Raw genomic sequence first — 21,530 nt, forward strand, 5'->3', positions numbered from 1 at the left:
CGAAACGAATGCGAGGAGTGAGTGATATTGAATAAAAGCAAAACGTTGCCAAAGCGCAATGAGGTGCCTGCGGAATTCAAATGGCGTTTGGAAGATATATACGCGAGCGACAGCGATTGGGAAAAAGACGTGCAAACAGTGAAGCAACTGGCCGAGAGAATCGCTACCCAAAAAGGCAAGCTGGGCAGCTCCGGACAACAGTTGCTCGAAACGCTGCGCCTCCAGGATGAACTGCTGAAGACGCTTGACCAGGTATACGTTTACGCCCGGATGCGCCGCGACGAGGACAATACGAACAGCACCTACCAGGCGCTGACGGATCGGGCGACGACGCTCAGTACACAAGTATACGGAGCCATTTCGTACATACAGCCGGAGATTTTGGGCATTCCGCAAGAAGAGCTGGAGAAATGGCTGAAAGAAGTGCCAGGTCTCGAGCATTACCGCATTCTTCTGGAGGAAATCACGCGGTTCAAACCGCATACGCTTTCGGCTGAAGAAGAGGCGATTATGGCCAATGTAAGCGAGCTTGCTTCCGCGCCCTCCAAAATTTACGGCATGCTGAACAATGCAGACATCAAATTTCCGATGATCACGGATGAAAACGGGGAAGAAGTCGAACTGACCAAAGGCCGCTATGTGCAGTTTATGGAAAGCAAGGACCGCCGCGTCCGCCGTGAAGCGTTCGAGGCTCTGTATGCCACATACGGGAAGCATCGCAATACGATTGCAGCCTCCCTCACGTCCGCAGTCAAGGCTGACGTGTTTTACGCCCGCACGCGCAAGTACCCGTCGGCCATTTACGCGGCCCTGTTTGCCGACAACGTCGATCTGTCCGTCTACGACAACCTCATTTCTACGATTCGCGAGCATCTGCCGCTCATGCATCGCTACATCGCGCTGAGAAAGAAAATGCTGGCGGTAGATGAGCTGCACATGTACGATTTGTATGTTCCCATTGTCCCTGAGGTTGATATGAAGATCCCGTACGAGCAAGCCGTGGAGACGATCAAGGAAGCGCTCAAGCCGCTCGGAGATGAGTACGGCAGCGTGCTGGCTGAAGGGTTTTCAAATGGCTGGGTCGATGTCTACGAAAACGAAGGAAAGACGAGCGGAGCGTACTCCTGGGGTGCGTACACATCTCACCCGTACGTCCTGATGAACTACCAGGACAACGTCAACAACATGTTTACGCTAGCCCACGAAATGGGGCATGCCCTGCACAGCTACTACTCCCATAAGGAACAGCCGTACACCTATTCGGACTACAAGATTTTTGTCGCAGAGGTGGCTTCCACGCTGAATGAAGCTCTGCTCATGGACCATCTGCTGGAAACGACGACTGACAAGCAGCAGCGGATGTATTTGCTCAACTACTACCTGGAGCAGTTCCGCGGGACTGTGTTCCGGCAGACGATGTTTGCCGAATTTGAAAAGCTCGTGCATGCCAAGACAGAGCAGGAAGAACCGCTTACCGCAGACAGCTTGAGCGAATTGTACAGAGAGCTGAATGTCGCCTACCACGGTTCAGATATGATCGTTGACAAGGAAATCGATCTGGAATGGGCGAGAATTCCTCACTTCTATCGCAACTTTTACGTCTATAAGTACGCTACCGGCTTCTCGGCAGCGACCTCCCTCGCCAAGCAAATTCTTGAGGAGGGCAAGCCCGCTGTAGACCGCTATCTGCAATTCCTCAAAAGCGGAAGCTCCGACTATCCGCTGGAATTGTTGAAGAAAGCTGGCGTGGACATGACGTCTCCGGAACCGATCCGCGAAGCGTTGGCTGTGTTCGCAAAGAGACTGGAAGAGATGGAACAGCTCATCGGCCAAGCATAACCGCTATTAGGCAGCAAAAACGATAAACGAGTGTAAAACCAGGGAATTGTCCCTGGTTTCAGCCTGTAGACAAAGTTCCGTAAGGAACAGGGTCTGCAGGCTTTTTTGTTGAATATAGAACATGTTACGTTTTCAAAAGTTATTTTTTAGAGGTGGCATTATGCTTAATAAGCAAGAGGCCGAAGGGCGTTATCAGATATCTGCATTCTCGCTAGATGAGTTGGTGCCAGAAGATCATCTCGTAAGAAAAATTGAAAATGCAATCGACTTTTCGTTCATCTATGACTTGGTGGAAAGCCTTTACTGTCATGACAATGGCAGACCCAGTGTTGACCCTGTAGTCTTAGTTAAAATTGCTTTCATCCAATATATTTTTGGAATTCGTTCCATGCGACAAACGATTAAAGAGATCGAAACCAATGTTGCCTATCGGTGGTTTATTGGCTATGATTTCAGTCAGCCCATTCCCCATTTCACGACCCTAGGCAAGAACTATGTTCGCCGTTTTCGGGATACTCAACTCTTCGAGTCGATCTTCCTTCGAATATTGGAGGAGGCGGTTCATCATGGATTCGTGAAGCCTGATGTGCTTTTCATTGATGCTACGCATGTAAAAGCCAGTGCGAATAAGCATAAATACGTGAAAGAAATCGTTGAAGAACAAGCGAAGAAATATCAAGAGCTGCTGGACGAAGAAATCAATCAGGATCGTATTGCACATGGAAAGAAGCCCCTTGAAAAAAAGACAGAAACTTCGAAGAAGGAGGTGAAAGTCAGCACAACTGACCCGGATTGCGGATTGTTTGTAAAAGGGGAAAAGGAACGTGTATTTGCTTATAGTTTTCATACAGCATGTGATCGAAATGGATTTGTGCTTGGTGCCAAGGTAACGCCAGGCAATGTGCATGACAGTCAGGTTTTTGAGGATGTTTTGAATCAAGTGCGAAAGACGTTTGCACAGCCTCAAGCTGTGGCAGTGGACTCGGGATACAAGACGCCTTACATCAGTAAAACACTCCTTGATGACCAGATTCGCCCCGTTATGCCCTACACAAGACCACGCACCAAAGAAGGTTTTTTTAAAAAGCACGAATATGTGTATGATGAATATTTCGACTGCTACATCTGCCCGAACGAGCAAATCTTAACATATGAGACAACAAACAAGGATGGGTACCGTATCTATCGATCAAATTCTCAAGTTTGCCGAAGTTGTCCGTTCTTGAAACAATGCACGGAAAGTAAAGACTACACAAAGAGAGTGAGTCGCCACATCTGGGCTGATTACCTCGAAGAGGTAGACCACCTCCGGCATACCGAGGAAAACAAACAAATCTATAGCAAACGGAAAGAAACGATTGAACGTGTATTCGCTGATATGAAGGAAAAGCATGGCATGCGTTGGACGACCTTACGAGGACTGGAGAAGGTCACGATGCAGGCGATGCTTGTTTTCGCTGCCATGAACTTGAAAAAAATGGCGACCTGGCTATGGAAATCAGGTCGCCAAAAGGTGAACGATCAAAACACCTTCGGTATTTTCATCAAATTATTAAACAAACTCCCTCTGCTGTTCGTTCAGCGAGGGAGTTTGTCTGCAACCTGAAACCAGGGAATTGTCCCTGGTTTTTTTATTTCTTAACGCGAAACGACACAAATCAGACACATTTTTGGAGAGAAGAGGTAATTTTTCAAGTATCTATTTCGTAATGACTGAAGGGGAAAGGATACCAGAGCCCCTCCGTCTCAAGGCGGAGACGAAGTTCCATCCGCTGGCTGTTTTGAAAAGGATGGAAAAACTGGCACAATACCCTTGGGAATGATTGTTACGATTTGGAGGAATTTTCGTGAAGAGACGCGCATCCATTCTACTGGCCATCGTTGTACTAACGACCGCCGGGTGCGGGCCGGGAGCTTCCGAACCGGCAGCACAGCAAGAAACAAAAGCAAAAGTAGTCGAAGTATTTACAGTCAGGAAGTCGACAGACCCCGTACTGTTGACGACGACGGGGTTGGTGGAAGCCAAAAGAGAGGCGATTCTGCAGTTCGGCACTTCAGGAACCGTTTCTTCACTTCCAGTTGGCAAGGGGAGCAAAGTTTCGCAAGGCCAGTTGCTGGCCAGCCTCGATACCCGCTATTACCAGAAAGAAGTGGAAGCGGCTGCCGGCCAGGTGGAAGAAGCAAATGCCCGCAAGGTAAAAACACTGAAAGGCGCATCGGAAGAATCCATTCAAAAACAGCGGCTGCAGGTCCAAAGCTCCCAGCAGGATTTTGACAAAGCCAGCCAGGATGTCCTGCTGGGAGAAAAGCTGTTCGCCGGAGGAGCCATTTCCCAAAGTGAGCTTGACGATCGTCGACGGGCCAAAGACCAGGCGCAAATACAATTGCAGAACGACAAGCTCGCTCTGGAAGAGCTCCTGCGTGGCGCAGAGCCGGAGGATGTGATTGTCGCCAATGCCTCCATCAAGCAGGCTGCGGGGCAAGTAGAACGGGCGAAAAAGACGCTTAATGATACAAAAATTGTCGCTCCGTTCGCAGGCATGGTTGTGGATGTTTCCAAGCAAGTCGGGGAGCTGGCATCTCCGGGCGAGCAAGTGATTCAGATCGTCGACCTGTCCGATGTGAAAGTCACGCTGGATGTCGCGAACGACGTCATCGGCCAGTACCAGGAAAACGCGAAAGTCCAGGTCGTGGGAGAGGACGGCAAAAAAAGTGAAGGAACGATCAGCTTTGTATCACCTGTCGTTGACAAACAGACGGGAAAATACCGTGTCGAGGTAACTGTGCCCAACCCGCAAGGCCAATGGAAGGGCGGAATGGTGGCAACGGTTGAAATTCCCCGCAAGCTGAACGGCTTTCTCGTACCGCTTGAAAGCGTCGGGGTCTCCCAATCCGAGTATTACGTCATGGCTGTTGAAAATGGATTGACCGTTAAGCGGCCGGTCAAAACGGGCCAGATGGTGGGAGATCGGATCGAGGTGCTGTCGGGAGTCAATGATGGCGACCAGCTTCTGCGCTCCGGCATCACGTTCTATGTAGAAGGGCAAAAAGTGGAGGCGAAAGGGGAATAGGCATGGAAAAGATTATTCTCTTTTTGCTGAAACGACGGCTGATTGTCTATCTGTTCACCTTTCTCATCACTATTGCCGGTCTCGGCGCCTTGTTTAGCTTTAATATCGAGCTCGTACCGAAAACCAATTTGCCGCAGATCTCCGTCCGGATATCCGGAGGGTCGCTGCCTCCTGAAGAAATGGAGGAAAAGATCACCAAGAAGGTCGAGCAGGAGATCAAGTCAATGGCAGGCGTGAAAGAATACTCCTCGACAACAGGCACCGGCTCGGTCACAATCCGGGTTACCGCCGAGGAAGGGGAAGGAGAACGCGTCAAGCAGGACGTTCAAAACGCCGTTAACAGGCTTCGCAATAATTTTCCTAAAAACGTAGATACCGTCAATGTCATGCAAGACAACCTGGGTGACGAGATGTTGATTGAATACGCCATGGTCGGAGCAGAACCGAAGGCGATGCTCAGTTTGGCAAAAACATCAATCAAGGATCGGATCGAGGATGTTCCCGGGGTAAAGGAAGTCGAAGTATCGGATCGAAGCTTTGAAAACAAGATTACGGTCACGTTGCGACCAGAGCGCTTGGCTGCTTATCACGCCACTCCGTCGGGGGTAATTGACCAGCTCCAGGCAACCAACTGGAAGCAAGCGGTGGGGACCCTCGAAAATACCGGGTTCGATACAGTCGTAATGATTGACAACTCGTACACGACAGCTCAGGAATTTAGTCAACTTGCGATCGATACACCAAAAGGAACCGTTACGTTGGACCAATTGGCGATAATCGATGACATGCGCGGAAAAGTAAAGGACTTCGTCGCCTTGACGGATGGACAGGTGTTTGTAAACCTCAGCGTCAAACGCGCGGAAGGCAGCGACTTGATCTCCACGCAGGCAAAAGTGGAAGAGGTTGTCAAACAAATCAACGCCGAAGCAAACGGGCAGTATCAGCTAAAGGTGATGATCGAAGCTGTCTCCTATATCGATCACGCTGTCACCAATTTGAGCCGTGATGTGATCATCGGCGGTGCTCTGGCCATTTTGGTCTTGCTCGTTTTTCTGCGCAATTGGCGGGTGACATTGGTGATCGCCACGACCCTGCCCTTGTCGGCCATGATGACCTTTATCGCGATGAAGGCAGGCGGCTACAATATCGATATGATCAGCTTGCTCTCGCTCAGCTTGTCCGTAGGTCTGATCGTCGACGCCGCGATCGTGGTTCTGGAATCCATTTATCAGTTTCGGGAAAAAGGGGAGCCCATCACCCAGGCGATTGTAAAAGGGACTCGCGAGGTCATGACTCCCGTGTTTACCTCCCAGCTGACGATCATTGTCGTATTTTTGCCGCTCGTGCTGGCGGATTTTGAAAGCTGGCTCAAGCCGATTTTAGGTGCCATCGCTTTTACGGTTACGGCTGCAATCACAGCTTCGACATTGGCCGCGTTCTTCTTTGTTCCTGTCTTCTCTGACCGTTTCCTCAAGAACGACAAGAAGGTATCTTTGGAAGGAGAAGGCAAGGAGCACTTCATTGTCCGGGCGTTTACGAATCTGTTGAGAAAAGCGCTGCGTCACCGGATCAAGACGATCATGCTTGCCGTGAGCCTGTTTGTCGGTTCCTTTTTCTTGATGCCGTTCATGAAGATGGGGCAGGGCATCAATCCAAATGAAAATATGGTGTTCGCTTCGATCACCATGCCGACAGGCTCGACGCTGGAGAACACCCAGAGAGCCGCTCTGGACGCGGAAACAACGCTTCGCGAGCTGCCGGACGTCAAGGATGTCTTCTTTTTCGCAAGCAAAGAAAACGCAGAGCTGTTTTTGATGCTGAAAGGAAAAAAAGAGAGACAGCAAGGGAAAGACGAGCTGACGCTGGAGATAAATGAGCGGCTTCAAGCGATTCAGGGAATCGAGAGCATTACCACCTCTTTTGGCAGCCAGGGAGGAGCTGCACCGGTACAGCTCGATATTACCGGAGAGGACATGGAGAAAATGCGTCAAATCGCAGGCGAAGTGGAAGGCATGCTTGCGACGATACCAGGCGTCTCCAATATCCGCAATGACTTTAAAGAAGGCAAAGAAAAAGTCACTCTGCTCCCGAAGCAGGAGGCGTTGGCCCGGATGCAGGTCGATCATCGCTCGCTTCTGCAGCAGATCAGCATGTTGATCGGGGATCAGCCGGTGACGACCATTACGACAGATGGCATTGAAGTAGATGTGGTAGCCAAAATGCCGGAGGGCTGGCTAAAGCATCCGGAGCAGCTCAATCAGATCATGATCACGTCCAAAACAGGCGCAGAGGTGCCTTTGGGCGATCTGGTAGAATGGCGCTACAGCAAATCGCCGGTTACGATCACGCATGAAAAAGGCGAGCGGATCGTCACTGTCTCCGCGGAGCTGCTGGGCAGCGACCTGGGTACGGTCGGCCGGCAGATCAACGAAAAGCTTCCGCAGCTTGCCGTCCCGGCAGGGTATCAAGTGGAGATTGCCGGCAAACTGAAGGAGCAAAGCTCTACCATGACCCAAGGTCTCTTTGTCTTCCTCGGTGTGATCGCGCTGATTTACGTGATCATGGTGGCCCAGTTCGGCCGCATGTCTCAACCGTTCATTATTATGCTGACCATTCCGATGGCCTTAGTCGGTGTGATTCTCGGGTTCGTGCTGACCCAGCGCGTCTTTGGGGAGATGGCCATGATCGGGATGATCATGCTGGTCGGTATCGTAGTGTCCAACGCCATCCTGCTCATTGACCGGATCAATCTGCTTCGCGAGCGGGGAATGGAATTGGGAGAAGCGATCGTCCAAGGGACAAAAGACAGGGTGCGTCCCGTTATCATGACCAAGCTGACTGCCATCCTGGGCATGCTGCCGATGGGGCTGGCAGTAGCGGAGGGCTCCGATCTGGAAGCGCCGCTTGCCACAGCGGTCATATCCGGTTTGGTCTTCCATACGATCGTGACACTCGTATTGGTGCCGGTGCTCTACTCGCTGTTCGAGAACGCGAAAGCGCGGCGCCTGGCTCGCAAGCAGACTCGTGAGGCCAAACGCTTGGCCAAACGACTGTCCAAGGCAGAAATACAGCCGACGGACATTTAGCTGCTTGGATGTGAAAAAGAAATGGATGTAAAAAAGAAACGAATAATAGTGAAGAAGCGGAGCGACAGTTCCGCTTCTTTTCTTCTTTTCGGAAGTACAGTTCCTGCGTTTCCTGTACTAGGCGTTTGTCAGATATTTCTGTAGAATGAAGAAAGAAAATGGCAGCATGCCAAATTGTAGCTGGGAGGGGAAAGGTTTCATGGATCTTCATTTGCAAGGAAAGACAGCGATTGTTTTGGCTTCGACGAAAGGTTTGGGAAAAGCGACAGCGCTTTGTCTTGCCGCTGAAGGCGCCCATGTTGCGATTTGCGGGCGGGATGAAGCAGCATTATCCGCTACATAGGGGCTGCTGAACAGATAAAAAATCCGGTAACCACAAGGGTTTCGCCTCGTTTTCATCGAACTCATGTGCAAGGAAATCAACGATTTCCCTTCAAATTCCTTGCACATGGAGCGGATCTGAATGTACGAATTTCTCTCTCATCGTGAAAATCAACTGCTTCTCCCTGATGATTTCTTCTTGCCGTTTGGCGGCAAGTTGAATAAAGAAAATCGCTGGGTCAAGCTGGCTCAGTTGGTACCGTGGGCATATGCAGAGAAAAAGTATGCCAAGTCCTTCCGCAAATCGTTTCGTGGACAAAAAGCGGTTTCCATACGTGTCGCCCTTGGGGCGCTTATCATTCAGGAACGCTTGCAACTGTCGGACCGTGAAACGGTCCAGCAGATTGTCGAAAACCCGTATCTGCAATATTTCATCGGGCTGGAAGGCTATCAGGATCATCCGCCGTTCCATCCGTCTCTCATGACGCATTTTCGTAAGCGTCTGAGCGAGCAGATCCTCCGTGAAATCAACGAGATCATCGCGGTCGAAGCCGCCAAAACCACACAAGATTCCGACCGTGACAATGAACCAAAATCAGGTACAAAATCCAAAGGCAAGCGTACGACCAAGCGTCGCTCAACAACCGAAGAAGATCCGAACCAGGGTGTCTTGTTGCTGGATGCCACATGTACCCCGGCGGATGTGGCGTACCCTACCGATTTGAACTTGCTGAACGAGGCGCGTGAGAAACTGGAGGAGATCATCGATACGTTACATGCTCCACAGATTGGTCGTGCCCGCAAACCACGGACTTATCGGGATAAAGCCCGAAAGGAGTACCTGGCCGTGGCCAAACAGCGTCGTGTAAACGGCAAGGTGATTCGTCGAGCGATCGGCAAGCAACTCCGGTATGTAGCACGTAACCTTCACATTATCCGCAAACTGGCCTCACGGCAGCCGTTGACACTTTTGAGCCGGAAACAATATCGCGACTTGCTTGTGATTCAGGAACTGTATCGACAGCAACGCATGATGTTTGAACGCAAAACGCATCAGATCGAAGATCGAATCGTGAGCATCCACCAACCGCACGTCCGCCCCGTCGTACGCGGCAAAGCGAAAGCGCGAGTAGAGTTTGGCGCCAAAGTGTCGGTCAGCATGGTGAACGGCTATGCTTTTCTGGAGCGTCTATCATGGGACAGCTTCAACGAAGGGGTGACGCTGATCGAATCTGTAGAAGCATACAAGAGACGCTTTGGTTGTTACCCGAAGGCGGTACTTGCCGATCAAATCTATCGCACCCGGCAAAACAGGGCATTTTGCAAAGCGCATGGCATTCGTTTGAGCGGTCCGGCGCTTGGCCGTCCCGTACAAGGCGAAGAAGCGACAGAACAACGGCGAGTCGCAAGACAAGATGCACGAAAACGCAACGCCATAGAAGGCAAATTTGGTGAGGGCAAGCGCAGGTATGGGCTTGGCCGTATTCGAGCATGCCTTGCGAAAACAAGTGAAACCGTCATCGCGCTTCAGCTCCTGGTGATGAACCTCGAGCGTAGGCTGCGGGATTTTTTTGTCTCCTGGTTAAACCGTCTTCTTTCCTATAGAATTCCTGCTTTTGGAAACATTTTTGAAGTTTGAAAACCGTTCAGCAGCCCCTACATACGAAGAAATTCGGGAGGCCACCGGAAAAGAAGCGCTGGCGGTCGTCGCCGACGTGACCAAATCGGAGGACATCGAGCACCTGGTCAAGGAGACAGTCGCCCGCTTTGGAACGGTGGACATACTGATCAACAACGCAGGCGGCCCTGCAGCAGGCACGTTTGATCAAATGACTGATGAGCATTGGCAGGCCGCTTTTGAATTGAACCTGCTCAGCTTTGTTCGCGCAATCAGAGCCGTTTTGCCGCATATGCGCCAGCAGAAATTCGGCAGGATCGTCAATTTCGCCTCCTCGTCGTTTAAACAGCCGTTGGAGAATTTGATCCTGTCCAACACCTTTCGCACGGGAGTCCTCGGCTTGGCCAAAAGCTTGGCATCCGAGCTTGGGCCGGACGGTATTCTCATCAATACGATCGGCCCTGGCCGCATTGCCACCGACCGTGTCGCTTCCCTGGATAAGCTGCGGGCGCAGTCACTTGAGATTGATCCGGAAGACGTAAAAAAGAGCATGGAAGCGATGATCCCGCTGGGACGCTACGGCGATCCCGAAGAATTCGCGCGGATGGCAACGTTCCTCGCTTCTCCCGCCAACAGCTATGTGACGGGTCAAGCGTTTCTCGTAGACGGAGGTTTGGTAAAAGCGATTTGATAGTCATTTGGTAGTAGGAATTTTGTGAAAAAGGGGAATCCGAATGAGTAAAGAGAGCTCTTTCGATATTGTTTCCAAAGTAGATCTGGCAGAAGTGACGAATGCGATCCATACCGCTTTGAAAGAGATTGAGACGCGCTTTGATTTCAAAGGGAGCAAAAGCAGCATCAGTTTGGAGAAAGAAGAGATCGTTCTCATCTCTGATGACGAGTTCAAGCTCGGCCAGGTCAAAGATATTCTCATCGGCAAGCTGGTGAAGCGCAATGTTCCGGTGAAAAATCTCGAGTACGGAAAAATGGAACCGGCGGCAGGGGGGACGGTTCGGCAGCGTGTCAAGCTTGTGCAGGGCATCGACAAGGACAATGCCAAGAAGATCGCCAGCATTATCAAAGAAACGGGCGTAAAGGTAAAGTCCCAGATTCAGGATGACCAGGTCCGCGTCGTCGGAAAAAGCAAGGACGAGCTTCAACTGGTGATCGCTGCGATTCGCAAGGCGGATCTGCCTATCGAGGTGCAATTTATCAATTACCGCTAAAAGTTTCGCTTCTATCTCTCTTTCTTTCTGCGTATGCATGTACTAATTGGTGGTGACAAGCATTTGCGAAAGGGAGAGTAGAATATGAAGGTCTTTATCGTCAGTTTGCGAAACCTTATTTTGGGCGGCATTGTATTTCTGATCGTACTGGTTGCCGGCATTGTACTGTTGGTGAAGGACCCGCTTAATGTCTCTGATTCCTACAGGATGCAAGATCCCGGTATCCCTGCTTCTGCTATGCCCATAACCCAGCCTGCAGGTACAGAAAAACCATCGCTCAATCTGGATATCCAGGTAGAGGGGAACACAGCGGAAGTTTCGCTCCTGACGCAGAACTTCCAATTCGTGGATGATAAAGGGGAGCTGGAACCGCAGGCGGTTTTTGGCCAAGGCCACGCTCATCTCTATCTGAACGGAGAAGCCAAGGGAATGATTTATCAGCCGGAATTTCTGCTGAAAAAACTCCCCAAAGGCACGCACGAGCTCCGGGTAGAGCTGAATTACAGCAATCACTTGCCCTACAAGATCGAAGCAGTCAAAACATTCGAGGTCAAATAAGGGAGCGTTCCGCCAGGGGACGCTTTTCTTTTTGCGCCCGAGAAGGAATAAGCTGGGAGGAGAGCGAATCAAATGAAAAATAATGCGGAATAGTCAGAAAAAATGAATGGAGGGCTATGAATGCTGCGTTCCATCACGATTGGCGACCTGTTGGATGAGACGGCAGGACGGTTCCCGCAAAAGGATGCCGTCGTCTACCCAGAGAAGGGGCTCCGTTACTCCTACGCCCAGTTTCAGGAGATTTGCAATCAGGCTGCCAGAGGCTTTCTTTCACTCGGGATCAACAGAGGGGAGAATATTGCGATCTGGGCGACGAATGTCCCGGAGTGGGTAATCTCTCAATTTGCGACGGCGAAAATAGGCGGCGTCCTGGTGACGGTAAACACCAGCTATCGGGTGCACGAGCTGGAGTATCTCCTGCATCAATCAGAGGCCACCACCTTGCTTTTGATCGATTCGTACCGAGATGCCAGCTATCTGGAAATGATCAAGGAAATATGTCCGGAGCTGGATCACTGCAAGCCAGGGGAGCTGCGGTCGGAACGCCTGCCCCATCTGCGAAACGTCATTTATTTGGGCGAGGAGCGCCAGCCGGGCATGTTCCTGTGGAGCGATATTCTGAGTCTCGGAGCCGAAGCCTCCGACGAGGAAAGGATAGCCCGCCAGCAGTCGCTTCATCCCGATGACGTGATCAATATGCAGTACACCTCGGGAACGACAGGTTTTCCGAAGGGCGTCATGCTGTCTCACGTCAATATTGTCAATAATGCGATCAAGGTGGCGGAATGCCAGCGGCTGGATGAAACAGACCGTATCTGCATTCCCGTGCCTTTTTTCCACTGCTTCGGCTGCGTGATGGGAACGCTTGCGAGCGTAGCGACTGGAGCGACGATGGTTCCTGTCATCGCGTTTGATCCGGAAATCGTGCTGGATGTCGTAGAGCAGGAGCGGTGTACGGCGTTGTACGGGGTTCCGACGATGTTTATCGCCGAACTGAATCATCCTTCTTTTCCCGGGCGCGACTTGAGCTCGCTTCGCACCGGCATCATGGCTGGCTCGCCATGTCCCATCGAGGTGATGAAAAATGTGGTAGAGAAAATGGGAATCCGCGAAATTACGATTGCCTATGGACAGACGGAATCTTCGCCGGTCATTACACAGACGAGGCCGGATGATTCCATCGAGCGTCGCGTTACGACAGTCGGGCGGGCCCATGATGAAGTAGAGGTCAAAATCATCGACCCGGTCACCGGAGAAACTGTGCCGCCCGGTGTGCAGGGAGAGCTTTGCACGAGGGGCTATTTGGTGATGAAGGGGTATTACAACATGCCCGAGCATACCGCAAAAGCGATCGACCACGAGGGCTGGCTGCATACGGGAGATTTGGCTACCGTGGATGAAGACGGATACTATCGGATCACGGGCCGGTTAAAGGATATGATTATCCGCGGAGGGGAAAACATCTACCCGCGGGAAATCGAGGAGTTCCTGTACACACATCCAAAGGTGCTGGATGTGCAGGTTGTCGGGGTCCCGGACGCCAAGTACGGAGAGCAGGTGTTGGCCTGCATCAAGGTGAAGCCGGGAGAAGAATTGACGGAGGAAGAGCTGCTCGCCTACTGCGAAGGGAAGATAGCCCGTTTCAAGGTGCCGCGCTATATCCAGTTTGTGTCGGAATACCCGATGACGGCGTCAGGCAAGATTCAGAAGTATAAGCTGCGTGAACAGGCGATTTCCGCATTCGGTCTGGAAACGGAGGACGGGATCGAGACTGCCTGACGGGGAAGGGGAGCGGACTTTACTTTCTCGCAAGACTCTTCTATGATGATGATGGTAAAAAACAGCGAAGGCAAGGAGTATCCTTTGCCTTCGCACTGTTTTTTTGCGCGATTATGCGCGTTTTTTCGCTTCGTATGCAGCAATCTTGTCTTCGTACTGAAGCGTGATGCCGATATCGTCAAGACCGTTCAGCAAGCAGTAACGGCGGTAGGAGTCCACCTCGAACGGATAGGACAGGCCGTCGCTATCCTTGACCACTTGCTCCTGCAGGTCGATTGTCAGTTCGTAGTTGTCCTTGCTTTGCGCACGGGAGAACAGCTCTTGCACTTGCTCTTCACTCAGTTTGATCGGCAAAATGCCGTTCTTGAAGCAGTTGTTGTAGAAAATATCAGCAAACGACGGCGCGATGACAACGCGGAAGCCGTAGTCGAGCAAAGCCCAGGGGGCATGTTCCCGGGAAGAGCCGCAGCCGAAGTTGTTCCGGGCCAAAAGCACGGTAGAGTTTGCGTATTTCGGTTGATTGAGCACAAAAGAATCAATAGGCTGGCCGTCAGCAGTAAAGCGCCATTCGTAGAAGAGGAATTGGCCAAAGCCAGTGCGTTCGATGCGCTTCAGAAATTGCTTCGGAATGATCGCGTCTGTATCCACGTTTACACGATCGAGCGGTGCTACCAGTCCTGTATGGATGACAAATGGGTTCATTGGAATACCTCCTTGTTCACGCCTTCACGCTTCCATTCGCGTACGTCTACGAAGTGGCCGGCAATCGCCGCAGCGGCAGCCATTTCCGGACTGACCAGATGGGTACGGCCGCCGCGTCCCTGACGACCCTCGAAGTTGCGGTTGGAGGTGGAAGCGCAGCGCTCGCCTTCTTGCAAAATGTCCGGGTTCATCGCAAGACACATGGAGCAGCCGGATTCGCGCCATTCAAAGCCAGCTTCTTGAAAAATCAGGTGGAGTCCTTCTTGCTCGGCTGCCTGCTTGACGGCCTGGGAGCCGGGGACGACCATCGCGTGTACGTGGGAAGAGACTTTGCGGCCTTTTGCCACTTCAGCTGCACGGCGCAGGTCTTCAATACGGCCGTTCGTACAGGAACCGATAAAGACGCGGTCGATCTTGATCTCACTCATCGGAGTCCCAGGCGTCAGCCCCATGTAGGAGAGGGCGTCCTGAGCAGCCTTGCGCTGTGCTGCCGTCTCAAAAGAATCAGGATGCGGCACTGTGCTGGTGATGTCTGTACCCATTCCCGGGCTGGTTCCCCAAGTGACCTGCGGGGCGATTTGGCTCGCGTCGATTTCCACGCAGTGATCGTAAGTCGCTCCCGGATCTGTGCAGAGCTGTTTCCACTGTTCGACTGCAGCCAGGAAATCTTCTCCCTGCGGTACGTGGCGCTTGCCCTTCAGATAGGCAAAAGTGGTTTCGTCAGGAGCGATCAGACCAGCGCGGGCACCGGCCTCAATAGACATATTGCATACAGTCATGCGCTCTTCCATCGTCAGCTTGCGAATGGCATCGCCGGTGTATTCGATGACGTATCCGGTCGCGAAGTCTGTTCCGTATTTTGCGATGATGGCCAAAATTAAGTCTTTTGCGCTTACTCCATACGGCAGATCGCCCACTACACGGACTTCAAGCGTTTTCGGTTTGGACTGCTGCAGGCATTGCGTGGCCAGCACGTGCTCTACTTCGCTGGTGCCAATCCCGAAAGCGAGTGCGCCAAACGCGCCGTGCGTGGAGGTATGGCTGTCGCCGCACACGATCGTTTTTCCCGGGTGTGTCAGGCCAAGCTCGGGACCGATGACGTGCACAATCCCTTGATCAGGGCTGTTCAGGTCGGCGAGCGTAATTCCGAATTCTTTGCAGTTTGCGGTCAGCGTCTCCATTTGCTGACGAGAGATCGGATCTTTGACATTGAAGCGGTCCGCTGTCGGGACGTTGTGGTCCATCGTAGCGAATGTCAGATCCGGGCGGCGGACTTTTCGTCCGGCGAGGCGGAGACCCTCGAAAGCTTGGGGCGAAGTCACTTCGTGTACGAGGTGCAGGTCGATATACAGAAGACTTGGTTTGCCGGCTTCCTCATGGATTACATGAGAGTCCCAGATTTTCTCAAACATAGTGCGAGGTTTCATAAGGGTAATCCTCCTTCGTTCAAAACTCTTATCAAGGTTGTATCATGGCAATAGAAATAGTTCAAAGATATAATTATTATGAGATGGATAGTTTTTGCCTATTGGGAGGTCCTCATGGAGTTACGACAGATTCGTTATGTGCTCGCAGTCGCGGAAGAACGGAGCTTTTCACGCGCTGCCAGCCGTTTGCATTTGGCACAGCCTTCGCTTAGCCAGCAAATCGCCAAATTGGAAAAAATACTGGGAGTTCCCCTGTTTCACCGCCTGCCTCAGCACGTAGAGCTGACCGATGCCGGACAGAGGTTTGTCCAGGTTGCCCAAACATTGGTCGACATGGCGGAGGGCCTGGAGAGGGAAATGCGCTCCTATGCTGTAGGAGAGAGCGGGAAGCTGCTGGTCGGCAGCCTGCCGATTACGGGGGCGTATGTCTTGCCGAGAGTCATTCCCGATTTTACCCGCCAGTTTCCCGGCGTAGAGCTTCAATTGATTGAAGAAACCTCCAGCCATCTCGAGCATTTGCTCGTACGGGGAAAGATAGATATCAGTCTGCTGACGATGCCGATCACTGATCCTACACTGGAGACGATACCGGCGATTCACGAAGAGATATTTCTCGCCGTCCCGCCGCAGCATCCGATCGCAGGGCAAAAGGAAGTGGATCTGGCAGAGCTTGCGGGACAGCCGTTTATCCTGCTGAAGGAAGGTCAAGGTTTTCGCACGATTTCGCTCAGGCTTTGCGAAGAGGCGGGATTCCGCCCGCGAATCGTCTTTGAAAGCACCAACATCCAGACGGTACAGTCGCTCGTAGCAGCGGGCATGGGACTTTCTTTTGCGCCACGGATGATTTCGCTCGCTCCCGGAACGACCGAGCATCCTGTTTACGTGCGGTTGGCGAGAAGGCCGTTTCGCACGCTCGTCGTGGCATACCGCAAGGACCGGCCGTTGTCCCGACCGGCGGAAGCCTTTGTGAAATGCCTGGTTGAACAAAAAAACCATTTTTAAACGACACTTCACGCTTCCAGAAAAAAGACAAACATGTTTAGCTGTGCTACACTATAGCCAGATAAAACCAGAGGAGGGCAAGTTCGATGAAAGAAATCAAGACAGAAGCTGAATTTCAAGAACAAATTGCTCAGGAAAAACCGGTTGTCGTGAAATTTTATACGGATTGGTGCCCGGATTGCCATCGAATCGATCCGTTCATGCCTGCTGTCGAAGAGGCGTATAAGGACAAGCTGGATATGGTAGCAATCAATCGGGATACATTGCCAGAGCTGTCACAGCAGCTGGAGGTGTTTGGCATCCCGAGCTTTATCGCGTTCTCCAAAGGAAAAGAACTCGTCAGATTCGTAAGCAAGCTCGGCAAGAGCCGCGAAGAGATCGAGCATTTCCTCGATCGGGCGATTCAGGTGAGCGAGACGCTGGAATAACCGAGACGAAGAGATCGGCTGTGGGGGATAACCTCTGATGATAGCAATGAAAAAACAAGGAGAATGGCTGATCGGGACGATCCCCGATGAAGTCGACGGACTTGGAATCGGCAGCTTGCTCCGGGAACACTGGAAGTGGCCGAAAAAGCAGGTTCATCTGCTTTTTCAGCATAAAGAGGTTTGGCTGGAAGGAAATCCGGCTGCCCAACACGTCAAGGTAGCGGCCGGGCAGGAAATCAAGGTCAGGGCCTGTGCGCCGGAACCTTTTGGTCTGGACCCCTCGCCAGAAAAGCTGCAGGTACTGTATGAAGACGATCATCTGCTGATCGTAAACAAGCCGGCAGGGATGCTGCTGCACCCGACGGAGAAATTCCATAAAAAAACGTTGGATCATCTTGTCGCCGGCCATTTTGAACGGACTGGCGTCGCGGCGCGTGTCCGCCATGTTCATCGGCTTGATCAGGAGACGTCAGGGGTTGTGATGTACGCCAAGCATGCACTCGCCTCTGCTCTATTGGACGAACATCTGCGCGAGCGAAAAATCAAGCGGCACTACATTGCCTATGTTCACGGGAGGCTGTCAAAGGAAAGGGGCACGATCTCCGAGCCGATCGGGAAGGATCGCTTTTACTCCAACCGCAGGAGAGTGACCCCCACCGGGGATGCTGCAGTCACTCACTATCGGGTAACAGAGCGCTTCGAAACGGCGACAAAGCTGGAATGCGAGCTGGAGACGGGACGAACCCATCAGATACGGGTCCATCTCAGCTATGTGGGCTTTCCGTTGATCGGAGATACGCTCTATGGCGGAAAGGAAATGTTCGTGAAACGGCAGGCGCTGCATGCAGCAATTCTCAGGTTTTCCCATCCGTTCGGAATGGAGACGCTCGAAGTATCTGCAGCCCTGCCGCCCGACCTGCAGCAGCTAGAGTCCAGGCTTCGTCATTCGCCAATGCAAGGGTAGCTGAATAAACTGCCAGGGAAGGAAGCAGAAAGGGTGTTGAGATGAAACGACCCATTATTGGCATACTGACCTGGCGGGAGGGCAAGTCTTTTGCAGAACCGAGCTATTTTCGCAAAATGATTCGGGCAGGGGAGGAGCTCGGGTGTACCGTGTTTTTGTTCTCGCCCCCGGACGTATCGGCAAACGGAAAGCAAATTCGCGGATTCATCCCTGCGGCTCGCGGCTGGCAGGCGCGAATCTTTCCCCGACCGGATGCCGTGATCGACCGGTATCGCTACACGCCGACAGACGCTTTCAAACGGTATGTGGCATTCCGCCGAACAAGCGACCTGTTGTATACAAACAATCGGCTCGCGAACAAGTGGAAGGTTCACGAGGTACTGGTGAAAGACAGCCGGATGCACCGGTGGCTGCCGGAAACGGTTCTGTACAATCGGCTTAACTTGCAGAAAATGTTGGCGCGCCACCCGTTGCTCTATGTGAAGCCGGCAAATGGAACGGGCGGACGCAATATCCTCAGTGTCGAAAAGACCTCGCAGGGCTACCATCTGCTGGGAAGGGATAAGCAGCGGGCCAAGGTGTCCATGGTGATCAAGCAGCTGGAGTCTGTCCAAGCCAGAGTGAAAAGCTGGGCAACCCGCGACAAGTATATCGTACAGCAAGGGCTTTATCTTAATCTGGTACCCGGCAGGGCTGTCGACATGAGGCTTCTGATCCAGAAAAACGGAGAGGGCTTGTGGAGCATTACAGGCGCGGGGATGCGGGTCGGCGGAGCGAAGAGCGCCACCTCCAATCTCCACGGCGGCGGCAGGGCGGTTCCCGTAAAGTCGTTCCTTGCAGCTACATTTGGCGAGCAAAAGACGAATGAAATTATACGAGATTGTGAGCAGCTAGCGTACCAGACAGTCGAGACGCTGGAAAATCACTTTGGGCGCATGATGGAGATGGGATTGGACATCGGGATCGATGTCAAGGGACGCGCATGGTTGATTGAGGTAAATCCGAAGCCGGGAAGAGAAATCTTCCGCGAAATGGGCATGCTTGGCCAATACAAGGACGCAATCAAAAGACCGATCCAGTACGCCATGCATCTAGCAAAGACCCAGTCGGGAAAAAGAGCGGCAACCAACTGACAAAGCGGCGCGATCACAGCGCCGTTTTTCCATTGAATAGCGTCCCTGGCTATGAGGAGCGTCCTTGGGTATGAGAGCATCGGCAAAAGGGAGAACGACTGTCCGGTGCTTGCTTCTGTTTCTCGCAAAAAATGGGGCGTGGAATCGTATTTTTGTAACAAACAGGCCTCTTATTCGTAATTGATAACAGAACGTGCAACTTAGATTCGCTTTTGACCAGCAAGCTTTCGAAAAGATGATTTAGCCGCGCTCCCTTTTGGACAGAATGGGAAAGAAGGAGTTGATCGACATGGAGCAGCTGATCCAATTGGCAACAGATTACTGGCCGATCGCGGTAGGCGCTGTACTGGTTATTGTGATCCTGCAAATGATTGTGAAGAGTTTGTTTCGGATCGTCTCAGTCGTGGTCGCGATCGGTGTCATACTCGTACTCGTTTTTGAGTTTTCCCCCGAACAGGTGATCGATATGGGGCGGTCTGCCGTTCAGACGACGCAGGACGCCTTGGAGAAGACCGTCGTTCCGTTGCTGGAGAAGGAGCTGAAGGATGCGGCGATCACGTTCCACGAGGACGGCAGCTATGTAATGAAGACAAAGAGCATCCAGATTACGGGGAAAAAGGGAGATTCGAAGGCGACGATCCAATACGGTGACAACAGCTGGGAAGCGGATGTCAGCATTCTGGGGGAATTGTTCCAGGACAAGCTGAACAAGGCGGAATCCTCGCTAAAAACGATGTAGAACAGATAGGACTGTTCTTGTGAGTAACAAAACGGGGCTGGTTTGGACAGGGTCATAAGACCGTCCAGACAAGCCCTGTTTGTTTTTTAGGCAGTTGCTGGCTACCCTTGTAATTGAGGCGGAACCCGCAGCAAGCTCGCCTGTTCAAACGAGTACCCGATGCGGATCAGAAGAGGCTCGCTGTACGCTCTGCCCGTAAACATGATGCCGAATGGATTCCCTGATGGTTCATAGCCGGCAGGCAGGGAGATGGAGGGGTATCCGGCCTTGGCAGCGATATCCGCGCCAAAATCATGGGGGAAGAGCAGGCAGTCCAATTGGTGCTGGTCAAAAGCAGCGTCCAATCCTTCCGTACGGGATTGCCTCAGATCCCGGAGGCGACTGTCCAAGTATTCCGCTTCAGTCAAGCTGCCGCCCGTTTGATCCGCTTTTTCCAGGATGTCTTGGCCGTAGCGCAAGGCTGCATCAGCGTTTTCCTTGTTCCATTCGATTATGTCGCCAAGCGTTCGTATGGAAAAAGAGGCGGGAAGTCGGGACAAATAAGCGTTTACGCCTGATTTAAACTCGTAGTAGAGAACACTAGAGTCCCATGTTTCCTGTTCGGAGGGAATGCGGATATTCTCGACCAATATTGCTCCCTGCTCCTGAAGAATGCGAAGGACCGCTTCAAATAATGGCCTTTGGTCATCTGTCATCACGTCGTCGGCAAAAGTACGGACGACGCCGATGCGAGCGCCGCGCAAGCCGCTTTTGTCCAAAAACGGGGTGTAGTCCGTATATGAGCGTCCCGCGCTTGCTCCCGTAGCAGGATCCTCGCTGTCTACTCCTGTCAATGCACCAAGCAGAATCGCTGCATCTTCAACGCAAAGGGCCATCGGTCCAGCCGTATCCTGGCTCGTGGCGATCGGGATGATTCCTGTTCGGCTGACAAGACCCAATGTTGGTTTGATTCCGACAAGCGAGTGGTTGGCAGATGGATTGAGGATCGAGCCTGACGTTTCTGTCCCGACTGCAGCGGCAGCAAAGCCTGCTGCGATGGCGGCTCCCGAACCGGAGCTGGAGCCTCCCGTGTCAAATCGACCGGGGCCGTATGGGTTGCGTACCTGTCCACCGCGCGAGCTGTAGCCGTTGGGCATGGCAGTCGAGATGAAATTGGCCCACTCGGTCATGTTTGTCTTGCCGAGAATAATCGCTCCGGCTGATCGCAACTGCTGCACGACGAATGCATCGCGTCCGGCGTAGGAGTCTGCGAGGGCAAGCGAGCCTGCTGACGTTTGCATCTGATCGGCTGTCGCAATATTGTCTTTGATCAAGACGGGAATGCCATGCAACGGGCTGCGTGGTCCGCGGATCAGCCGCTCTCTGTCCAAAGCGTCGGCGATATGCACGGCATCGGGATTAAGCTCAGAAATGGCATTCAGGCCCGCTCCTCGTTTATCATGGGCTGCTATGCGCTCCAAATAGGCAAGAGTGAGTTCTCTGCTTGTCGTGAAGCCGCCGGCAAGCGCCTTTTGCAGTGTTCGAATACCGGCTTCCAGCAGATCATTCATTGGAACTCCCCCTTTCATAAGGTCATTTGTATTATGTAAATCTTCGGGACGGAAGGTCAGAAAACCTTTTTGAGAGAGAGGAAAGAG

17 protein-coding genes and 1 pseudogene are annotated in these 21,530 nt (G+C 52.2%); 15 read left to right on the top strand and 3 right to left on the bottom strand.

Features of this window, described 5'->3' with window-relative positions:
* The first annotated feature begins 27 nt into the window (after positions 1-27).
* The 10 genes and pseudogenes from pepF to NST96_RS12825 all read left to right on the top strand — a co-directional run bounded on the left by pepF (position 28) and on the right by NST96_RS12825 (position 13,498).
* Complete coding sequence (gene pepF, locus NST96_RS12780) at positions 28-1,839, top strand: oligoendopeptidase F (RefSeq protein ID WP_342406486.1); 1,812 nt, start codon at positions 28-30, stop codon at positions 1,837-1,839.
* A 160-nt stretch (positions 1,840-1,999) separates the two neighbouring features.
* A complete protein-coding gene (locus NST96_RS12785; RefSeq protein WP_024985259.1) occupies positions 2,000-3,445 on the top strand; it encodes an IS1182 family transposase in 1,446 nt (481 codons plus the stop codon).
* A gap of 241 nt (positions 3,446-3,686) precedes the next feature.
* Complete coding sequence (locus tag NST96_RS12790) at positions 3,687-4,910, top strand: efflux RND transporter periplasmic adaptor subunit (protein WP_003387015.1); 1,224 nt, start codon at positions 3,687-3,689, stop codon at positions 4,908-4,910.
* 2 nt (positions 4,911-4,912) lie between these two features.
* Positions 4,913-7,996: an efflux RND transporter permease subunit gene (locus NST96_RS12795; RefSeq protein WP_342406487.1), complete on the top strand. Its 3,084-nt coding sequence runs from the start codon at positions 4,913-4,915 to the stop codon at positions 7,994-7,996.
* Positions 7,997-8,195: 199 nt separating this feature from the next.
* Positions 8,196-8,327 (top strand): annotated as a pseudogene (locus NST96_RS12800) (3-oxoacyl-ACP reductase); the annotation flags it as partial.
* 132 nt (positions 8,328-8,459) lie between these two features.
* Positions 8,460-9,956: an IS5 family transposase gene (locus tag NST96_RS12805; protein ID WP_342405632.1), complete on the top strand. Its 1,497-nt coding sequence runs from the start codon at positions 8,460-8,462 to the stop codon at positions 9,954-9,956.
* Complete coding sequence (locus NST96_RS12810) at positions 9,934-10,626, top strand: SDR family oxidoreductase (RefSeq protein WP_342406488.1); 693 nt, start codon at positions 9,934-9,936, stop codon at positions 10,624-10,626. Before NST96_RS12805 ends, NST96_RS12810 begins: the two co-directional genes overlap by 23 nt.
* A 43-nt stretch (positions 10,627-10,669) precedes the next feature.
* A complete protein-coding gene (locus NST96_RS12815) occupies positions 10,670-11,161 on the top strand; it encodes a YajQ family cyclic di-GMP-binding protein (RefSeq protein WP_003387012.1) in 492 nt (163 codons plus the stop codon).
* An 84-nt stretch (positions 11,162-11,245) separates the two neighbouring features.
* Complete coding sequence (locus NST96_RS12820; protein ID WP_003387011.1) at positions 11,246-11,719, top strand: hypothetical protein; 474 nt, start codon at positions 11,246-11,248, stop codon at positions 11,717-11,719.
* 120 nt (positions 11,720-11,839) lie between these two features.
* The gene (locus tag NST96_RS12825; protein WP_003387009.1) at positions 11,840-13,498 is read left to right on the top strand and encodes an AMP-binding protein; all 1,659 of its coding nucleotides are present in this window, start codon (positions 11,840-11,842) and stop codon (positions 13,496-13,498) included.
* A gap of 111 nt (positions 13,499-13,609) precedes the next feature.
* Here the strand turns inward: NST96_RS12825 and leuD are convergent, their stop codons facing one another.
* Positions 13,610-14,200, bottom strand: a complete 591-nt coding sequence (gene leuD / locus NST96_RS12830; protein ID WP_003387008.1) for a 3-isopropylmalate dehydratase small subunit — start codon at positions 14,198-14,200, stop codon at positions 13,610-13,612.
* Positions 14,197-15,627: a 3-isopropylmalate dehydratase large subunit gene (gene leuC, locus NST96_RS12835; RefSeq protein ID WP_039071329.1), complete on the bottom strand. Its 1,431-nt coding sequence runs from the start codon at positions 15,625-15,627 to the stop codon at positions 14,197-14,199. The genes leuD and leuC overlap by 4 nt, the downstream gene beginning before the upstream one ends.
* A gap of 114 nt (positions 15,628-15,741) precedes the next feature.
* On the opposite strand from leuC, the gene NST96_RS12840 reads away from it, so the two are divergent.
* The 5 genes from NST96_RS12840 to NST96_RS12860 all read left to right on the top strand — a co-directional run bounded on the left by NST96_RS12840 (position 15,742) and on the right by NST96_RS12860 (position 19,893).
* Positions 15,742-16,629, top strand: coding sequence for a LysR family transcriptional regulator (locus NST96_RS12840; protein ID WP_003387006.1), 888 nt, complete (start codon positions 15,742-15,744; stop codon positions 16,627-16,629).
* Between the two features lie 86 nt (positions 16,630-16,715).
* On the top strand, positions 16,716-17,057 hold the full coding sequence (locus tag NST96_RS12845) for a thioredoxin family protein (RefSeq protein ID WP_003387005.1): 342 nt from the start codon (positions 16,716-16,718) through the stop codon (positions 17,055-17,057).
* Positions 17,058-17,094: 37 nt separating this feature from the next.
* Entirely contained in the window at positions 17,095-18,021 is a 927-nt protein-coding gene (locus NST96_RS12850; protein WP_003387004.1) for an RluA family pseudouridine synthase, read from the top strand.
* Positions 18,022-18,062: 41 nt separating this feature from the next.
* The gene (locus tag NST96_RS12855; RefSeq protein ID WP_003387003.1) at positions 18,063-19,154 is read left to right on the top strand and encodes a YheC/YheD family protein; all 1,092 of its coding nucleotides are present in this window, start codon (positions 18,063-18,065) and stop codon (positions 19,152-19,154) included.
* A gap of 289 nt (positions 19,155-19,443) precedes the next feature.
* Entirely contained in the window at positions 19,444-19,893 is a 450-nt protein-coding gene (locus NST96_RS12860; protein WP_342406489.1) for a hypothetical protein, read from the top strand.
* A 101-nt stretch (positions 19,894-19,994) separates the two neighbouring features.
* Here NST96_RS12860 and NST96_RS12865 read toward each other — a convergent pair whose 3' ends face one another.
* Complete coding sequence (locus NST96_RS12865; protein WP_243014015.1) at positions 19,995-21,443, bottom strand: amidase family protein; 1,449 nt, start codon at positions 21,441-21,443, stop codon at positions 19,995-19,997.
* Between the last annotated feature and the right edge of the window lie 87 nt (positions 21,444-21,530).

Origin of the sequence: Brevibacillus sp. FSL K6-2834, from assembly GCF_038592925.1 — a bacterium.
Classification (GTDB): Bacteria; Bacillota; Bacilli; order Brevibacillales; family Brevibacillaceae; genus Brevibacillus; species Brevibacillus borstelensis.